The sequence below is a fragment of the Sphingomonas plantiphila genome (assembly GCF_046000505.1).
Lineage (GTDB): Bacteria > Pseudomonadota > Alphaproteobacteria > Sphingomonadales > Sphingomonadaceae > Sphingomonas > Sphingomonas plantiphila.
The window spans coordinates 1,867,620-1,883,360 of the sequence record NZ_JBELQC010000001.1 but is presented as its reverse complement, the minus strand read 5'-3'; the positions used below and the strand labels follow the sequence as shown (position 1 = coordinate 1,883,360).

General features: G+C 65.8%; 13 protein-coding genes. 3 read left to right on the top strand and 10 right to left on the bottom strand.

What is annotated here, in order from left to right; all coding sequences use genetic code 11:
• Positions 1–282: 282 nt before the first annotated feature.
• Genes ABS767_RS08985 through ABS767_RS08965 form a run of 5 tightly spaced genes read right to left on the bottom strand, consistent with a single transcriptional unit; the run spans position 283 to position 7,087 of the window.
• On the bottom strand, positions 283–1,680 hold the full coding sequence (locus tag ABS767_RS08985; protein WP_408078011.1) for a trypsin-like peptidase domain-containing protein: 1,398 nt from the start codon (positions 1,678–1,680) through the stop codon (positions 283–285).
• On the bottom strand, positions 1,680–3,089 hold the full coding sequence (locus ABS767_RS08980; protein ID WP_408078010.1) for a sensor histidine kinase: 1,410 nt from the start codon (positions 3,087–3,089) through the stop codon (positions 1,680–1,682). Before ABS767_RS08980 ends, ABS767_RS08985 begins: the two co-directional genes overlap by 1 nt.
• Before the next feature lie 5 nt (positions 3,090–3,094).
• The gene (locus tag ABS767_RS08975) at positions 3,095–3,901 is read right to left on the bottom strand and encodes a response regulator transcription factor (protein ID WP_408078009.1); all 807 of its coding nucleotides are present in this window, start codon (positions 3,899–3,901) and stop codon (positions 3,095–3,097) included.
• A complete protein-coding gene (locus ABS767_RS08970; RefSeq protein WP_408078008.1) occupies positions 3,901–5,370 on the bottom strand; it encodes a trypsin-like peptidase domain-containing protein in 1,470 nt (489 codons plus the stop codon). The genes ABS767_RS08975 and ABS767_RS08970 overlap by 1 nt, the downstream gene beginning before the upstream one ends.
• 40 nt (positions 5,371–5,410) lie before the next feature.
• Entirely contained in the window at positions 5,411–7,087 is a 1,677-nt protein-coding gene (locus ABS767_RS08965; protein WP_408078007.1) for a tetratricopeptide repeat protein, read from the bottom strand.
• A 164-nt stretch (positions 7,088–7,251) separates the two neighbouring features.
• On the opposite strand from ABS767_RS08965, the gene hppD reads away from it, so the two are divergent.
• The 3 genes from hppD to ABS767_RS08950 all read left to right on the top strand — a co-directional run bounded on the left by hppD (position 7,252) and on the right by ABS767_RS08950 (position 10,079).
• Positions 7,252–8,304: a 4-hydroxyphenylpyruvate dioxygenase gene (hppD, locus tag ABS767_RS08960; protein WP_408078006.1), complete on the top strand. Its 1,053-nt coding sequence runs from the start codon at positions 7,252–7,254 to the stop codon at positions 8,302–8,304.
• A 141-nt stretch (positions 8,305–8,445) separates the two neighbouring features.
• Positions 8,446–9,726, top strand: coding sequence for a homogentisate 1,2-dioxygenase (gene hmgA, locus ABS767_RS08955; RefSeq protein ID WP_408078005.1), 1,281 nt, complete (start codon positions 8,446–8,448; stop codon positions 9,724–9,726).
• The gene (locus tag ABS767_RS08950; protein WP_408078004.1) at positions 9,723–10,079 is read left to right on the top strand and encodes a Rieske (2Fe-2S) protein; all 357 of its coding nucleotides are present in this window, start codon (positions 9,723–9,725) and stop codon (positions 10,077–10,079) included. The genes hmgA and ABS767_RS08950 overlap by 4 nt, the downstream gene beginning before the upstream one ends.
• Here ABS767_RS08950 and otsA read toward each other — a convergent pair.
• The 5 genes from otsA to galE all read right to left on the bottom strand — a co-directional run bounded on the left by otsA (position 10,076) and on the right by galE (position 15,734).
• Positions 10,076–11,491 (bottom strand): alpha,alpha-trehalose-phosphate synthase (UDP-forming), encoded by a 1,416-nt coding sequence (gene otsA / locus ABS767_RS08945; protein WP_408078003.1) that lies wholly within the window; start codon positions 11,489–11,491, stop codon positions 10,076–10,078. The genes ABS767_RS08950 and otsA overlap by 4 nt on opposite strands.
• Positions 11,488–13,284, bottom strand: a complete 1,797-nt coding sequence (locus ABS767_RS08940) for a glycoside hydrolase family 15 protein (protein ID WP_408078002.1) — start codon at positions 13,282–13,284, stop codon at positions 11,488–11,490. Before ABS767_RS08940 ends, otsA begins: the two co-directional genes overlap by 4 nt.
• Entirely contained in the window at positions 13,281–14,045 is a 765-nt protein-coding gene (otsB, locus tag ABS767_RS08935) for a trehalose-phosphatase (protein WP_408078001.1), read from the bottom strand. The genes ABS767_RS08940 and otsB overlap by 4 nt, the downstream gene beginning before the upstream one ends.
• A gap of 67 nt (positions 14,046–14,112) precedes the next feature.
• Complete coding sequence (locus ABS767_RS08930; RefSeq protein ID WP_408078000.1) at positions 14,113–14,736, bottom strand: MarC family protein; 624 nt, start codon at positions 14,734–14,736, stop codon at positions 14,113–14,115.
• Positions 14,733–15,734: a UDP-glucose 4-epimerase GalE gene (gene galE / locus ABS767_RS08925; protein WP_408077999.1), complete on the bottom strand. Its 1,002-nt coding sequence runs from the start codon at positions 15,732–15,734 to the stop codon at positions 14,733–14,735. Before galE ends, ABS767_RS08930 begins: the two co-directional genes overlap by 4 nt.
• Positions 15,735–15,741: the final 7 nt, after the last annotated feature.

The following is a 15,741-nucleotide window of genomic DNA, read 5'->3' as shown; positions in this document are numbered from 1 at the left end:
CTAAGTCTCCTCACTCTCCGGCCTGCTCCCGAGCGGGCCTTAGCTATTTCTGATCCATCGATCAGGCAGGTGTGTGTGTAATGTGGCCCCCGCCGTCGCGACACTAACAGTTTCAGTCCTTGAATCCATCCGATTCTTGGCCGCGCAGTCCCCGTTTCGGGAACTTCTGCTCAAAATGCCAGGGCCAGCCGCCCCGGCGCGCGGTTGACCTTGGCGTAACCTTGTTACACACATACCCAAGTTGAGTATTGATCCCAGCAACATGGCTCGCCGCCCGGTCGACTAGCGTTCGAGGCGCAGCTGGATCAGACTATTGCCGCGTGCGACGAACAATACTGCGCCACCGGCGATGTTCTGGAAGGCGCGGGCGAGTTCGGCCGCGCTCCGCACCTGTTCGCCATTGACGCCGACGATAACGTCTCCGGTCTGGAGGCCCGAGCGCGCCGCCGGCGAATTCGGCTGGAGGCTGGCGACCACCGCTCCACGGACCTGCGCGGGCAGTCGGTCGCTTGCATTGACATCGCGGAACGTGGCGCCGAGTGCAGCAAGACCCTGGGCGCTGCCGCTCGGCGGCCGCTGTACCTGGACCGGCCGCGGCGCCTCCACCGTTACCTGCGCCGTACCCGACTGGCCGCCACGGCGATAGCCGAGCGCGATCGTCTTCCCCGGCTCAAGCACGCCCAGGATCGCAGTCAGGTTACCCGGCCCCTCGATTGTGCGGCCGTCGGCCGAGGTGATGATGTCGCCCGGACGCAGACCCGCCCGCGCCGCCGCACCGTCGGGCGAGACTTCGGCCACCAGCGCGCCCCGCGTGGAACCGCTGCCGGCCACCTCGGCGGTCACCGGTCCCACGCTGACCCCGATACGGCCGCGCTTCACGCTGCCGTTCCGCCGCAGCTGGTCCGCGACCGCGATCGCCATGTTGATCGGCACGGCAAAGGCGATGCCGCTATTGTCCCCCGATTTCGACCAGATCGCGGTGTTGATGCCGATCAACCGCCCCCGGCTGTCGATCAGCGCGCCGCCTGAATTACCGCTGTTCACCGCGGCATCGGTCTGAATAAAGTCCTGAAGCCCATCGCCGATGCCGGTGCGGCCGAGGCCGGAGATGACGCCCATCGTCAGCGTCTGATCGAACCCGAAGGGATAGCCGATCGCGAAGGCGAGATCGCCGACCTCGATCGAGCCGCTGTCGCCCAGTTGGATCGCGCGCAGACCGCTCGCCTTGACGCGCAGCAATGCGATGTCGGTCTGCGGGTCGCGTCCGACCACCTCGGCATCGACGACGCGGCCGTCATAGAGCTGGATCTTGAACGCCGTGCCCTTTTCGACGACGTGGTTGTTCGACAGGATTTCGCCGCGGGCCGCATCGATGATGACGCCCGATCCGCTGCCGATCGGCTGCGGCGTGCCCTGCGCCGGCCGGCGCTGCGCTGCCGACTGGCCGCGGAACGGGTCCTCGCCCTCCTGGCCTGACCGTTCGCCTTCCTTTTGCCCCAGCACGATGACCTTCACCACGCTGGGCGCCACCGCCTTGAGATCGCGGGCATAGGAATAGACGCCGCGCACGCTGTCGAACGGCGCGGTCTGTGCCGACGCCGAAACCACCGGCAGCGACGTGCCCAGCATCGCCAGCGCCGCTATGCCCGCCAGCAACTTCGAATGAACCTTGCTCTTCATCATTCCCCTTTCCCCGATCCTGCGATCATGTCGTCGGTGAGCGCGGGCAGCGTGATCTCGATTTTGAAACCACCCGCGCGATTATAGGCCTGCACATTGCCGCCCGCGCGCAGCGCGACGGTCTTGACGAAGGCGAGGCCGAGTCCGTGGCTATCGGCCCCACCGCTCGAATATCCCGGCTCGAAAATTCGTTCGATCTTGCTCGCCTCGATCCCCGGCCCGTCATTCTCGACTGCTATTCGCACCATCTCTTCCGCACCCGCGACCGAGCAGTGGATCGTCGAACCAGGATCGGCGAACTTGACTGCATTGCCCATGATGTTCTCGACCATCCGGTCGAATAGATCGGCGGCGACGCGCACACGCGCGTCCTGCGCCTCCAGCGCGAACTCCAGATCCTTGTCGTCGCCGAGATAGACGAACATGTCGTCGATCAGCTGGCGGATGCGCGCGCCGGGATCGACGCTGTCCGCCTCGGTCCGGCGCGACACCTCCGCATCGATGATGCCGAGCAGCATGCGGCAGCGCTTGTCGACCGTCAGCAATTTGGCATCGGCATCGGCGATGAGGGTTTCGTTCGGCGCCTTGAGCGCGAGCGCGTCGAGATGCTTGCGCGCGACCATCACCGGGCCGCGCAGGTCGTGCGCGACATGGCGGTGGAGGCGGCGAAGGCCGCCGATCATGTCCTCCGATCGCGCGAGCAGCGCGTTCAGATGCCGAGCGAGCAGGCGGAATTCGGGCTGGACATCGTCGGCAGGTGCGCGCTCGGCAAAACCGGTCCGGTCGGCCCGGTCGAGCAGCGCGTTGAACGCATCGAGGCGGGAGCGCCACCCGCGCATCAGCGCCCATGCCAGCAATCCGGCGAGCATCAGGAATGCGAGGCCTACCCCCGCCGCCAGCAAATAGGCGCGCGTGACAAGCCGCGGATCGGGGCTGAAGATACGCGCGCTCAGGAACGCCCGACCATCGCCGAGATCCTCGACCGTGCCGACCGCGACCGTGTCGACGCGCTGGCATGCGGTTCCCGCAGGAACGTGGAACTGGACGGCGCCCGCGCCGGATGGCCAGGCAAGCTTCGGCGTCCCGACAAGCCCGCCGCCAGTGCCGCGGTAGAGGAACAATGCCCGTGCCCGCTCGCCGCTGTCGCAGCGGCCGCCATCGGTCGCCTCCATCGCGCGCGCGGCGATCATCGTCAGTATCTCCGCATCACGCTCCTCCGCCGACATGGCCGGGGGCAGGCTCGCAATCTTGCTCGAGAGCACTGCCGCATCGGCCTGCGCGCGCACCATGGCGAGATCGCGGGCGTTCGCCGACACCATCTGGAGCAGCCCGAGCGTCAGCCCGACCAGCGCCACCGCCGCGAGCGCGCCGATGACGAAGGTCGTCCGAAGCGGAAGCCAGCGCAACATCCGGGTCAGCGCCCGCCCTCCAGTCCGGCGAGATTGCGCAGCGCAAAGCCCTGCGCCCAGATATTGGTCACCAGCGGGTGATGCTCGTCGGGGATGTCCGGGCATTGGCGCTTCAGCGACTTGCGCAGCCGCTTGATCGCCTGGTCCACCGTATTGGCGAATTCCTCGGGAAAGTGGCTCCACCCCTTGCCGATCCAGCACCGGTCCCACAGCATCGACTGGCTCAGCGGATTGCCGCGCTCCTTGTAAAGCTCGACCAATATGTCCGCCTCGCGACTGGTCAGCTGGAGCAGGCGACCGTTGCAGCGGACGTCCTTGGTATCGGCATCGACTTCCAGCGGCGCGCAGGTCCAGCCCTTCGACCGCATCGTAGGCTTGCGGCGGCGCAGTTGCGCGGCCACCCGCGCGACCAGTTCCTCGCTCGTCGCGGGCTTGGGGACATAATCGTCCGCGCCGCGCGCGATCAGGCCGTGGATGCGCTGTTCCTCGCCACCGAGCAGCGAGTAGACCAGTGCCGGCACGTCCGGATCGGTCTTGAGCCCGTTGGGACGGCGACGCACGCGATCGAGCACCTCCAGCCCTTCGATGCCCGGGTTGATCCGGTCGAGGACCAGCACGTCATACGCGCTTTCGCGAAGCGCGGCGAGCGCGGCGTCCCCGGTCTCGAACAGGTCAACGCTCTGGCACCCTGCATCTTCCAGCGCCGTCTTCATCTCGGCACCGATCTCGTCCTCCAGGATCAGTGCGCGGCATCCGCCGAAGGTGTCGGCGATGTTCTGCGCGGCTTCCGCGTCCAGCTTGAGCGCGCTCATCAGAGCGGCCCCCGCGGAAAGCGGCGCGGCACGCCGGGCCGCCTGGCCTTGGCGGCCTCCGCACTCAGCGGCAGCGCGACATGCAGCGTCCCCTGCCCGGCGCGCTGGATCCGCAGCACCGACACGTCGCGCGTCGACCGCGTGATCGCAGCCATAGCAGCGGCGGGATCGCGCACCGCGACTCCATCCACCGCGAGTAGTTCGTCACCTTCATACAAGCCGTACATCTGACCGATCGATGCCTCCTCTACCTTGCCGACCACCACCTTTCCGGACGGATCGGCCTTGAATTCGAAACCGAGCACGAAGCCGCCCTGCGCGCCTCCGCCCAGATCCATCGACAGCGCAGCAGCTTTGCCGCGCTCGCCCGCCGTGTCTCCGTCCGATTCCAGAGCGACAGCCAGTTCGACCGGTCTGCCGTCGCGGATCACCTGAACCTTCACCTGTTCCCCCGGGCGGGTGTCGATCAGCGCCATCGACAGGTCGCGCACGACCTCCAGCCTGCGCCCCTCGACGCTCAGCAACAGATCGCCGATCCTGATGCCCGCGCGCTCGGCGGCGCCGCCTTTAGAGACCGCGTCGATGATGAGACCTGACTTGCCCGGCGCACCCAGCGCCTCCGCCATTCCGGCGTCGGCGCTGCTGGCGGTAACGCCCAGGCGCCCGCGGACTACCTTGCCGTCCGCCAGCAGCTTGGGCGCGATCTTGGCGGCCAGCTCGGCGGGAATCGCGAGACCGATCCCGATATCGAAAATGGTCTCCGGCGGCGTCGCCGTGTTGATCCCGATCACTTCCCCCTCCTCGGTGATCAGCGGCCCCCCGCTATTCCCAGGATTCAGCGCTGCGTCATGCTGGATGAAATTCACCGGCCACGCGACGTCATAGGCCCGGTCATAACCACTTATGATCCCGGAAGTAACCGAGAAACGATTTCCCATAGGGTTACCCAAAGCGAAGACTTTTGCGCCGAGCGGAAGCTTCGAGGACTTGGCGAACTTGAGTACCGGTAGCGGCTCGCCCGCTTCAATCTTGATGAGGGCGAGATCTGTACGCCCATCGCGTCCGATCACCTTGCCCTTGTAACGCTTGCCATTTGAGAAGGTCACTTCGACCATGTCGAGTTTGGCGACGACATGCGCGTTGGTCAGGATCAGGCCGGACGCGTCGATGACGAAGCCCGAACCACCTGCGGCCTCGCTGTCGCCATTCTGCTTGCGCGCCGCCTCGTCCTGCGGGCTGATGGCGACTACCGCCTTCATCGCCCGTTCGATCGCGGTTTCGCTGCTTGTGGTTGCGGATGCCGCGGCCTGTGTCGGCATTGCAGCAGCCCGGGCGGTCGAAGGGAGCGCGGCACCGAGACAGAGCGCTGCGCCGAGGAACCAGCCCAGCGTATGGCGGGCAAAAGGGAATCTGTTGTGGGGAGTCATGGACCATCCGGAAACTGACTGACGACGCCCCTTTCCTGTCATTCGGTTCAGACAAAGACGACGGTCAGGATCAGACAGGCCGTCAGTTGTGGCGCTGAGCCAAGGCCCATGCGGACCTCACCTGATCACGAAATACGACGGTGAATTCACCCAATTGACTCTGTGCCTGAGCGTCGAAATCCGCACCTCTAGCCGACCGGGCGACCACTTGGCTTGCCGCATCGCGCAGCAAGGTGCGCGCAAGCGGTAGCCCTCGTGATTCGTCGAGCAGAAAGCGGCCATAGGACCATAGGATATTGATCCGCTGGGCATGATCGGCACGAAATGCCATGCGTGCGTCGCGTTCCGCCACACGATGCCATTCCGCCGCCTTCGCCCGGTCCCCTTCGTCCGCGACGAAAACGGCGAGGCTCATCGCGGCCAGCGCGCGCAACTGCCCGCCCTGCGCTTCCAGCGCCCGGGCTGCGGCGTAACTGATTTCAAGCAGCGCGATTGCTTCGGGCCGACTCTTCAGGCGGCCCAGCGCCACAGCGAGATTGTTGCGGACAAGGATCGTCCGCACATGACCGCGTCCGAAGCTGCTCTCCGCCAAAGCCAGAGCCTTCCGCTGGACCGCTACCGCTTCCGCATAGCCACCCTCGCGGCGCATCACGGTCGCGAGATTATTCATCAGGACGACCTGTTCCTCCGGATTTGCACCACCTGCGGCATTTAGCACCGCCAGCGCCTGGGAAAACATCGCGGTCGCCTCGGCGTTCTGACCTGATTCCATCAGCGCCAGACCGAGATTGGAATAGGCCAGCCCCGTAAAACTGCTCGCTTCGCCGAAGTATCGCAGTCGCGACGTCAGTGCGTCGCGCAGCGCAACCTCCGCCTCGCGGTGGATGCCGAGCCGAATCAAAGTGACGCCAAGGCCGGTCAGCGAGTCGCCAAGTGCATGCCCTTCACCTTGCGCGCGACGAAGGGCGACGGTCTCGCGCCAGATCGCCAGCGCTTCGTCGGGTCTGTTCTGCGCGTCTAGGCACAGCGCCAACGCCTCGCGCACGGCAATCGTCTGGTCGGCCGTGGCGCCGATCTGCGCAGTCAAGCGAGCAACCCCGACACGCAGCGTTTTCTCGGCCTCGCTCAAGCGGCCCAGCTTCACCAGCGCATTGCCGTGGATCAGGCGATAGAAATTGCCATCAATCGTATCACCCGACGCCCCGATCGCGCGCGCGACCAGCGGCAGCGCCTCTTCAAAGCGACCAATCATAACTAGATTGTTCGCGCGCCGTGCAAGATACGGCGCGAGGTCCGCTTCGTCGGTCAGCAGCTTCTCCGCCGCGACCAACGCCTGACGGAATGGCGCCTCCGCGTTGCCATGCTGTCCCATCCGTTCCAGCGCGAGCCCAAGGAAGAAATTCGCGACCAGTGCGACCTCGCTCTCGTTGCCGAAGGTCGCAGCCACCTCTGCCGCCTTGCGCGCCCACATGACCCCTTCACGGCTGCGTCCGGCCTCCCCAAGCGTGACGCCGTAGTAAGCGAGCAGCAGAACGCATGTGTCGAGGGAGTCGATCGTGGCCCGGTCTCCCCCCGCCGCAGCGATGCATGCCTTCGCGTCCGGCTCGATCAGGGGCAGCGCCTCGCGGAGATCGCCCGCCTCGAACTCCGCCATGAACGCATCGCTCGGGTTACGTATCTCGACCTCGACCTGGGCCTGCGCGACGCCTGCCCAGGCCAAGGCAACCGCCAGCGCGATCTGAGTGCGGAATGGCTGCATCCGGTTCGGTCCCCTTTCTCCCCGGTGAACCTCAGCCTAGCCCCGCGCGTTGGCCAGCGACAAGTCCTGACACCCGACACGAACCGGCGCGACCATTTAGTATCATTTGACACCAAATCCCCTACCTTCTATCTTCGGGCTCAAATTTTCCAGGAGGGATGGACATGACCGACCCCACGATCGCGCCCGACAATCCACTCGGCCTCAACGGCTTCGAATTCGTCGAATTCACCTCGCCCGACCCCGATGCGATGGCGCGCCAGTTCGAACAGCTCGGATTCGTCGCGTCGCACCGCCACCCGAGCAAGGACATCACCCGCTACAAGCAGGGGCGCATCAACCTGATGCTCAACCGCGACGAAAGCGGGCGCGTCGCCGAGTTCCGCGCGGCGCATGGCCCCTCGGCCAGCGCGATGGCGTTCCGCGTCGCCGATCCGGCAGTGGCGATGAAATGGGCGCTGGAGCATGGCGCCGAACGGACCGCAGAGGACGATACCTGCATCATCGGCATCGGGGGATCGTATCTCTACTTCATCCAGGACGGCACCGACCTCTATGCCGACTGGGAGGAAGTCCCCGGCTGGCAGCAGGCGGAGGCCGAGAACAATGTCGGGCTCGACCTGCTCGATCACCTCACCCACAACGTCCGGCGCGGGCAAATGCGGGTGTGGTCGGAATTCTACAAGACGCTGTTCGGCTTCGAGGAACAGAAGTATTTCGACATCAAGGGCCAGGCGACCGGCCTCTTCAGCCAGGCGATGATCGCGCCGGACAAGGCGATCCGCATCCCGCTCAACGAGAGCCAGGATGACAACAGCCAGATCGAGGAGTTCATCCGCGAGTATAAGGGCGAGGGCATCCAGCATCTCGCGCTGACGACACCGGACATCTTCGACACGGTCGAGCGGTTGCGCGAACGCGGGGTCAAGCTGCAGGATACGATCGAGACCTATTACGAGTTGGTCGACAAGCGCGTGCCCGGCCATGGCGAGGATCTGGAGCGGCTGAAGAAGAACCGCATACTGATCGACGGCAGCGTGGAAACCGGAGAGGGTATCCTCCTGCAGATTTTCACCGAAAACATGTTCGGCCCGATCTTCTTCGAGATCATCCAGCGCAAGGGCAATGAGGGCTTCGGCAACGGCAATTTCCAGGCGCTGTTCGAGAGCATCGAGCTCGACCAGATCCGCCGCGGGGTGATCAAGGTCGACGCCTGATCAGGGTTGGAGAGGGGAGCCGGGATCAACCCGGCCCGACACCTTCCGAAGGGGGAAGGAACGCAGGAGGATGAGGGAGGCGGCCGCAGATCGCCCCCTCATCCGACTTCTCGCCAGCGTGATGAACGACTAGGAAGCGGCATGACCGACTATTTCCCCGGCTTTGGCAACCATGTCTCGACCGAGGCGGTGGCCGGTGCATTGCCGGTCGGCCGCAATTCGCCGCAGCGGCCCGCATTTGGCCTGTATGCTGAGCAGCTCTCCGGCACCGCCTTCACCGCGCCGCGCGACGAGAACCGCCGCAGCTGGCTCTATCGCATGCGCCCGAGCGCCGAGCACCCGCCCTTCACCCGATACGAGGGCGCCGTCCGTTTCGCGCCGGGCACCTCCGACGCCCCCCTCGCACCCAATCGCCTGCGCTGGGGCCCGATCGCCGATCCCGCCCCCGGCACCGACCTGATCGACGGCATGACGACGATGCTCGCCAATCGCGACCCCGCCGATCTCGAGGGCGTGGCGGTGCATGTCTATGCCGCCAATGCCGATATGGACCGCCGCGTCTTCTCCGACGCCGATGGCGAACTGCTGTTTATTCCCCAGGCGGGCCGGCTCACGCTGCTGACCGAAATGGGGCGCATCGATGTGGCGCCGGGCCAGATCGCGCTGGTCCCGCGCGGGGTTCGCTTCCGCGCGCTGCTGCCCGATGGCGCGGCGCGTGGCTATGTCGCGGAGAATCACGGCGCGCTGTTCCGCCTACCCGATCTCGGCCCGATCGGCGCCAACGGCCTCGCCAATCCGCGCGACTTCGAGACCCCCGCAGCCTGGTTCGAGGATCGCGACGAACAATTCGAGGTGATCCAGAAGTCGTTGGGCGCACTCTGGACGACGACGATCGATCATAGCCCGCTCGACGTGGTCGCGTGGCACGGCAACCTTGCCCCGTGGCGGTACGACCTGTCGCGCTTCAACACGATCAACACGGTCAGCTTCGACCATCCCGATCCGTCGATCTTCACCGTCCTGACCTCACCCAGCGACGTGCCGGGCCGAGCGAATGCCGACTTCGTGATCTTCCCGCCGCGCTGGATGGTGGCGGAGGACACGTTCCGCCCGCCCTGGTTCCACCGCAATGTGATGAGCGAAGCGATGGGGCTGATCCATGGCGCGTACGACGCCAAGGCCGATGGCTTCGTCCCCGGCGGTCTGTCGTTGCACAATCTGATGGCCGGCCACGGCCCCGATGTCGCGAGCTGGGACGGCGCGAGCAACGCAGAATTGAGGCCGCACAAGATCGACGGGACGATGGCGTTCATGGTCGAAACCTGCTGGCCGTATCGCCCGACCACCTATGCCCTCGAGACCGCCCAACAGGATTACGACGCCGCGTGGGCGGGCTTCCCCAAGGCCAAGCTGCCGGAGTGAGTGAGCGCCTCACCGCCACCCCGCCAGGCGTGCGGCTCGGACCGATCGACCTGATCGCCGACGGCGCCGCGCGCAATTTCGTGCTGGAGATGAAGGCGGGCCGCTTCCATGGCTTTGCGGTGCGCAGCGGTGAGACCGTCAGCGGCTATGTCGATCGTTGCCCGCATATGGGCCTGCCACTTGCGCAAGAGCTCGACGCCTATCTGACCGGCGACAAGAGCCTGATCGAATGCAGCTGGCACGGCGCGCTGTTTAGCATCGACGACGGCATGTGCATCGGCGGACCCTGCAAGGGGAGCGCGCTGCGTCCCTGGCCGCTCGAAGTGCGCGAGGGCGCGATCTATACCGCCTAGGCTGCCGCGCTATCATTGTCCGCAGGAAGCGGCGCCTTGCCATCGGTCCCCATCAACGCATCGGTGAACAGCTTGCGCCACCACACCACGTCTTCCTGCTCGATATTGTCCATCATCGCGCGCCAGCGCCGCTTGCGCTCGCCCAGATCCATGCGCAGCGCCTGCATGATCGCGTCGGACACCTCGTCCGCGCTGTAGGGATTGACCAGCACCGCTTCCTTGAGCTGCGCCGCCGCCCCGGCGAAACGCGAGAGGATCAGCACGCCCGGATCCTCGGGATCCTGCGCCGCGACATATTCCTTCGCGACCAGATTCATCCCGTCGCGCAGCGGCGTCACCAGCCCGATCCGCGCGGCGCGATAGATGCCCGCCAGCACGTCACGCGGATAGCCGCGATTGACGTAGCGGATCGGCACCCAGTCGACATCGGCGTACGCGCCGTTGATCTGGCCCGACAGCCCTTCGAGCGTGGACCGGATTTTCTGGTAGCTTTCCACCGCACCGCGCGACGGCGGCGCGATCTGGAGCAGGAACACTTCCTTGCGCTCCTCAGGATGCTCGCCGAGGAAGCGCTCATAGCCGTGGAAGCGCTCTTCCAGCCCCTTGGAATAGTCGAGCCGGTCGACCCCGACGATCATATCGCGCCCGACCGCGCTGTCGCGCATGTTGCGCAGCGCCAGCCGCGCCTTGGGACCGTTCGCGCCCTCGACGAACTCCTTGGTATCGATTCCGATCGGCGCGACGATCAGGCGCAGGGTGCGGCCCTTATAGGTCAGCGAATCTCCATCCTCCTCTGCGCCCAGTTCGTGGGTCGCATAGTGGCGGAAGGAATCGAGCCATTCCTTGGTATGAAAGCCGACAAGATCATAGGCGAACATCGTCTCGACCAGCGCCGCTGCCTCGGGTAGCGTCGCGAGCAGCCGGCTCGGCGGCCACGGGATGTGGAGGAAGAAGCCGATCCGGTTCTTGCATCCACGATCGCGCAATTCCTGACCGAGCGGGAACATGTGGTAATCCTGCACCCACAGCACGTCATCCGCCTCGACCAACGGGCGCAGCGTCTCGGCGAACCGCTCGTTCACGCGCTTGTAGCCGCCGGCGAACCCGCGCTCATATTCCGCCAGATCGATGCGATAATGAAACAGCGGCCACAGCGTCCGGTTGGCGTAGCCGTTATAATATTCCTCGATATCCTGTTCCTCGAGGTCAAGGGTCGCGGTGGTCACGCCCTGCGCGCGCTGAAATTGGATATGGCCGGTAAAGTGATCGACCGTCTCGCCCGACCAGCCGAACCAAATTCCGCCAAATTCGCGGATGGCCGCCTGCAGCGCGACCGCGAGACCGCCCTGCGCGCCGGAATGCGATTCCTTGGGCGCCGAAACGCGGTTCGAAATGATTATCAGGCGGCTCATCGGATGGCGCTCCACGGTTTGCTCAACAGGACGGCGCAATTGATCATGCCGACAAGCGAGTAGGTCTGGGGATAGTTCCCCCATAGTTCACCGCTGACCGGGTCGATGTCTTCCGAAAGAAGACCGGCCGCGGTGCGCCGTTCCAGCATCTCCTCGAACAATTGCCGTGCATCCTGGTCCCGGCCGGTGAAGTGCAATGCTTCGATCAGCCAGAATGTGCAGACATTGAAGGCGGTTTCGGGCAGGCCGAAATCATCCTCGGTCGCGTAGCGTAGCATATGACTGCCTCGCCGCAACCCTTGCTCGACTGCCGCCAGGGTTCCGCGAAACTTCTCGTCGTCTGGCGCCATGAAGCGCATGTCGAGCAGCTGGATCAGGCTGGCGTCGAGATCGTCGCCGCCAAAGGTCGCCGACATGCGGTTGGTATCGGGGCGCCACGCCGCCTCCTCAATCGTCCGGCGCATGCGATCGGCGCGCTCCTGCCATACGCTCCGTTCGCTCTCGAGACCCAGCCGCTCGGCGGCATTGGCAAGCCGGTCGCACGCCGCCCAACACATCGCCGCCGAATAGGTGTGCACGCTCTGCCTTGTGCGCAGCTCCCACAGCCCGGCGTCGGGCTTGTCAAATAACTCCATTGCGCGTTCGCCGACGCGCTCCAGCGCCTCGAAATCCTCGCGCCCCGCCATGCGGAACAGCCGCTTGTCGAAGAACGCCTGCACGTTCGATAGCACGATCTGGCCATAGGCGTCGTGCTGGACCTGTTCATAGGCCTGGTTGCCGACCCGTACCGGCCCCATGCCGCGATACCCGGCGAGCCGGGGGGCCTCGTTCTCGATCAGCACCGCCTCGCCCTGCACGCCGTACAGCGGCTGGATATGCCCGCCCTTCGCCTGGTCGACGATGTTGCGGAGATAGGCGAGATACCCCTCCAGCACGTCGAGCGCGCCGACGCGGTTGAGCGCCTGGACGGTGTAATAGGCGTCGCGGATCCAGCAGTAGCGATAGTCCCAGTTGCGGCCACTATCGGCATGTTCGGGGATAGAGGTGGTGAGCGCGGCGACGATCGCGCCGGTCTCCTCATGCTGGCACAGCTTGAGCGTGATCGCGCTGCGGATCACGACTTCCTGCCATTCCAGCGGCGTGGCAAGCCCGCGCGACCAGTTCTGCCAGTGGTAGCGGGTATAGTCCGCCATCTCGTCGACGGTGGTGGCGATATTGCCCGAGAAACTCTCGTCGGGGCCGAGGAAGAAGTGCAGCGGCCGCTCGACCCGGAACGACAGCTCGTCGAGCAGCAACCCTACCGGTGCGTTGGTCGACAGGCGCAGCTGCATCCCGTCGAGCAGATAGCGGATATGGTTCGACCCCGCCGTGGTCAGCACCGCCGGGTCGCCCCAGTTGCGCGTCGGACGCAGCCGCACGCGGATGCGCGGCGAGCCCTGGACCGGCCGCACGATCCGCGCGAACGCCACCGGGCGATACATCCGCCCCAGCCGCTCGAAGCGCGGACAGAAGTCGGTGATCTCGACCGCGCTGCCGTTGCTGTCGGTCATGCGCGTGACCAGGATCGGGGTGTTGGTCACATAATGCTGCTCGATCGAGGCGCAGTCCTCCAGATCGATCGCCCACAACCCCACCGCATCGCCCGAACGCGGATCGCGGCCGTCCACCAGCGAGGCGAACAGCGGATCGCCGTCCACCTTGGGCGCGCAGCCCCAGACGAAGCGACCGGCGCGATCGATCAGCGCGCTGACCTGGCAATTGCCGATCGGCCACAGGTCGAGATTCGGAGTCATTCGGTCGCTCCCGCAAAGGTCTCGAGCCAGGCGAGTACCCCGGCCACATCCGGTAATCGGTACCCCGCATCGGTGGCTCGTGGCGCGCCGACGAGGACGCCCGCGCCCCCAAGCGCGCGCACTGCGCGAAAGCCGGGCTCGTCGGTCAGGTCGTCGCCGATGAATACCGGGCGCGTGCCCGCGAAGACCGGCAACGCCATCAACGCGTCGATCGCGCGGCCCTTGTCGCCCGGTGCGCGCAGTTCGAACACCATCTTACCCTCCTGCAGCGTAAGGCCGCTCGTCTCGGCAAGTTCCTCAGCCAGCGCGCGCGATTCCGCCTCAGCATCCGGCGCACCGCGGTAATGGAGCCCGGCGCCGAGCGGCTTGGCCTCGACCAGCACGCCCGGGCGCGCGACGGCAAAGGCGCGCAATCGCTCGAGCACGGCATCGAGCCGTTCCGGCCGCTCTGGCGCGACCGCGCCCTCCACGCCAAACAACTCGGCCCCATGGCTCCCGCCGATCGGGAACGCTGCGCCGTCGAACAGCGCATCGATTTCCGCTGCCCCGCGTCCGCTGACGATCGCGATGCGTCCATCGAGGCGCTGCGCCAGCGCGGTCATCAGGCGTTTCAGCCGAGCATCTACCGCCACCGCATCCGGGCGCGGGGCGATCTCGACGAGCGTGCCATCGAAGTCGAGGAACAGGCTGGCACCAGCCAACAGGTCGGGAGGAGGCGGCGCAAGACTGGCCGCCGCGGCAATCGTCGCGAAATCTGACATCAGTGGGATAAAGCAATCGAAACGCTTTCGTTCCGATATTTCTGCTGCAATGCGAAACGCCGCGAAATCAGATCGCGAAGCTGCTCTTCACGCCGTCGATGACGAACTGGATCGCCAGTGCCGCGAGCAGCACGCCGAGCAGGCGCGTGATCACCGCCTCGATCTTCGCGCCGAGCAGCCGCATCAGCGGTCCGGCGGCGAGCAGCGCGGCGAGCGTGAGCGCCAGCACGAGCGCCAGCGCGCCGAAGACCGCCGCCGTCTGCGCCGGCCCCTCCGCGCGCGAGACCAGCAGCATGATCGTCGCGATCGATCCCGGCCCGGCGATCATCGGCATCGCCATCGGGAAGACCGATACGTCCTCCACCTCGGGCGTCTGGCGCACCTTTTCCGCGCGATCCTCGCGGCGCTCCTGGCGCTTTTCGAACACCATTTCGAGCGCGATGATGAACAGCATGATCCCGCCCGCGATCCGGAAAGCGCTGAGGCTGATGCCCAGCGTGCGCAACAGCGCCTCGCCGACCAGAGCGAAGACCAGCAGGATCGCGCTCGCGATCATCACCGCGCGCATCGCCATCGCGCGTTGCTGCACCGGCTTTGCGCCCTTGGTGATGCCCGCATAGATCGGCGCGCAGCCGGGCGGATCGATCACCACGAACAGGGTCGCGAACGCGGAGAGGAACAGCTCGATCATTCCGCCTGTCTCTCGGCCAGCTTGCGTTCCCATGCAAGCGCGTCGCGCACGATGACGTCGAGATCGTCGAACTGCGGGCGCCAGGGCAGCGCGGCGAGGATCGCGCGATTGTCGGACACCAGCTCGTCGGGATCGCCAGCGCGACGACCCTCCATGCGGCGGTCGATCGTCACGTTGGTCACGCGATCGACCGCGTCGAGCACTTCGAGCACCGAATAGCCCCGACCATAACCCGCATTGAGGGTGTGGCTGCTCGCGGGATCCGCCATCAGCAGGTCGAGCGCATGGACATGGGCGGCGGCGAGATCGCTGACATGGATATAGTCGCGCACCCCGGTGCCGTCGCGCGTCGCGAAATCGGTGCCGAAGACGCTGACACCGTCGCGCTTGCCCGTCGCTGCCTCGACCGCAACCTTGATCAGGTGCGTCGCACCCGCGGTGCTCTGGCCGGTCCGCCCCTGCGGATCGGCGCCGGCGACGTTGAAGTAGCGCAGCGCGCAGTAGTTGATCGGGTGAGCGGCGGCGACGTCCTTCAGCATGATCTCCGTCATCAGCTTGGACATGCCATAGGGGTTGATCGGCTGTTTGGGCGCGTCCTCGCGCACCGGCACGACCGCCGGGGTGCCGTAGGTGGCGGCGGTGGACGAGAAGATGAAATGCTTCACCCCCTCGGCAACCGCGCTCTCGATCAGGCTGCGGCTGGCGGCGGTATTGTTGCGGTAATATTTGAGCGGATCGCTGACCGATTCCGGTACCACCACCGATCCGGCGAAATGCATGATCGCGGTGACATCGTGATCGCGGAGCGCCGCGCGGACCTTTTCGTCATCGGCGATATTGGCAACCACCAGGGTCGCGCGGGAATCGACCGCCCAATCGAACCCCGTGACCAGATTATCGAGCACGACGACGCGCCACCCAGCGTCGAGCAGCGCAAGGACCGCGTGGCTGCCGATATAGCCCGCCCCGCCGGTCACCATCACCGTGCCGTCACGCATCTTGATC

Excerpts from the sequence above, each read along its gene's own strand:
- ABS767_RS08985 (WP_408078011.1), bottom strand. The coding sequence starts at position 1,680 with ATGAAGAGCAAGGTTCATTCGAAGTTGCTGGCGGGCATAGCGGCGCTG.
- ABS767_RS08980 (WP_408078010.1), bottom strand. The coding sequence starts at position 3,089 with ATGTTGCGCTGGCTTCCGCTTCGGACGACCTTCGTCATCGGCGCGCTC.
- ABS767_RS08975 (WP_408078009.1), bottom strand. The coding sequence starts at position 3,901 with ATGAGCGCGCTCAAGCTGGACGCGGAAGCCGCGCAGAACATCGCCGAC.
- ABS767_RS08970 (WP_408078008.1), bottom strand. The coding sequence starts at position 5,370 with ATGACAGGAAAGGGGCGTCGTCAGTCAGTTTCCGGATGGTCCATGACT.
- ABS767_RS08965 (WP_408078007.1), bottom strand. The coding sequence starts at position 7,087 with ATGCAGCCATTCCGCACTCAGATCGCGCTGGCGGTTGCCTTGGCCTGG.
- hppD (WP_408078006.1), top strand. The coding sequence starts at position 7,252 with ATGACCGACCCCACGATCGCGCCCGACAATCCACTCGGCCTCAACGGC.
- hmgA (WP_408078005.1), top strand. The coding sequence starts at position 8,446 with ATGACCGACTATTTCCCCGGCTTTGGCAACCATGTCTCGACCGAGGCG.
- otsA (WP_408078003.1), bottom strand. The coding sequence starts at position 11,491 with ATGAGCCGCCTGATAATCATTTCGAACCGCGTTTCGGCGCCCAAGGAA.
- ABS767_RS08940 (WP_408078002.1), bottom strand. The coding sequence starts at position 13,284 with ATGACTCCGAATCTCGACCTGTGGCCGATCGGCAATTGCCAGGTCAGC.
- otsB (WP_408078001.1), bottom strand. The coding sequence starts at position 14,045 with ATGTCAGATTTCGCGACGATTGCCGCGGCGGCCAGTCTTGCGCCGCCT.
- ABS767_RS08930 (WP_408078000.1), bottom strand. The coding sequence starts at position 14,736 with ATGATCGAGCTGTTCCTCTCCGCGTTCGCGACCCTGTTCGTGGTGATC.
- galE (WP_408077999.1), bottom strand. The coding sequence starts at position 15,734 with ATGCGTGACGGCACGGTGATGGTGACCGGCGGGGCGGGCTATATCGGC.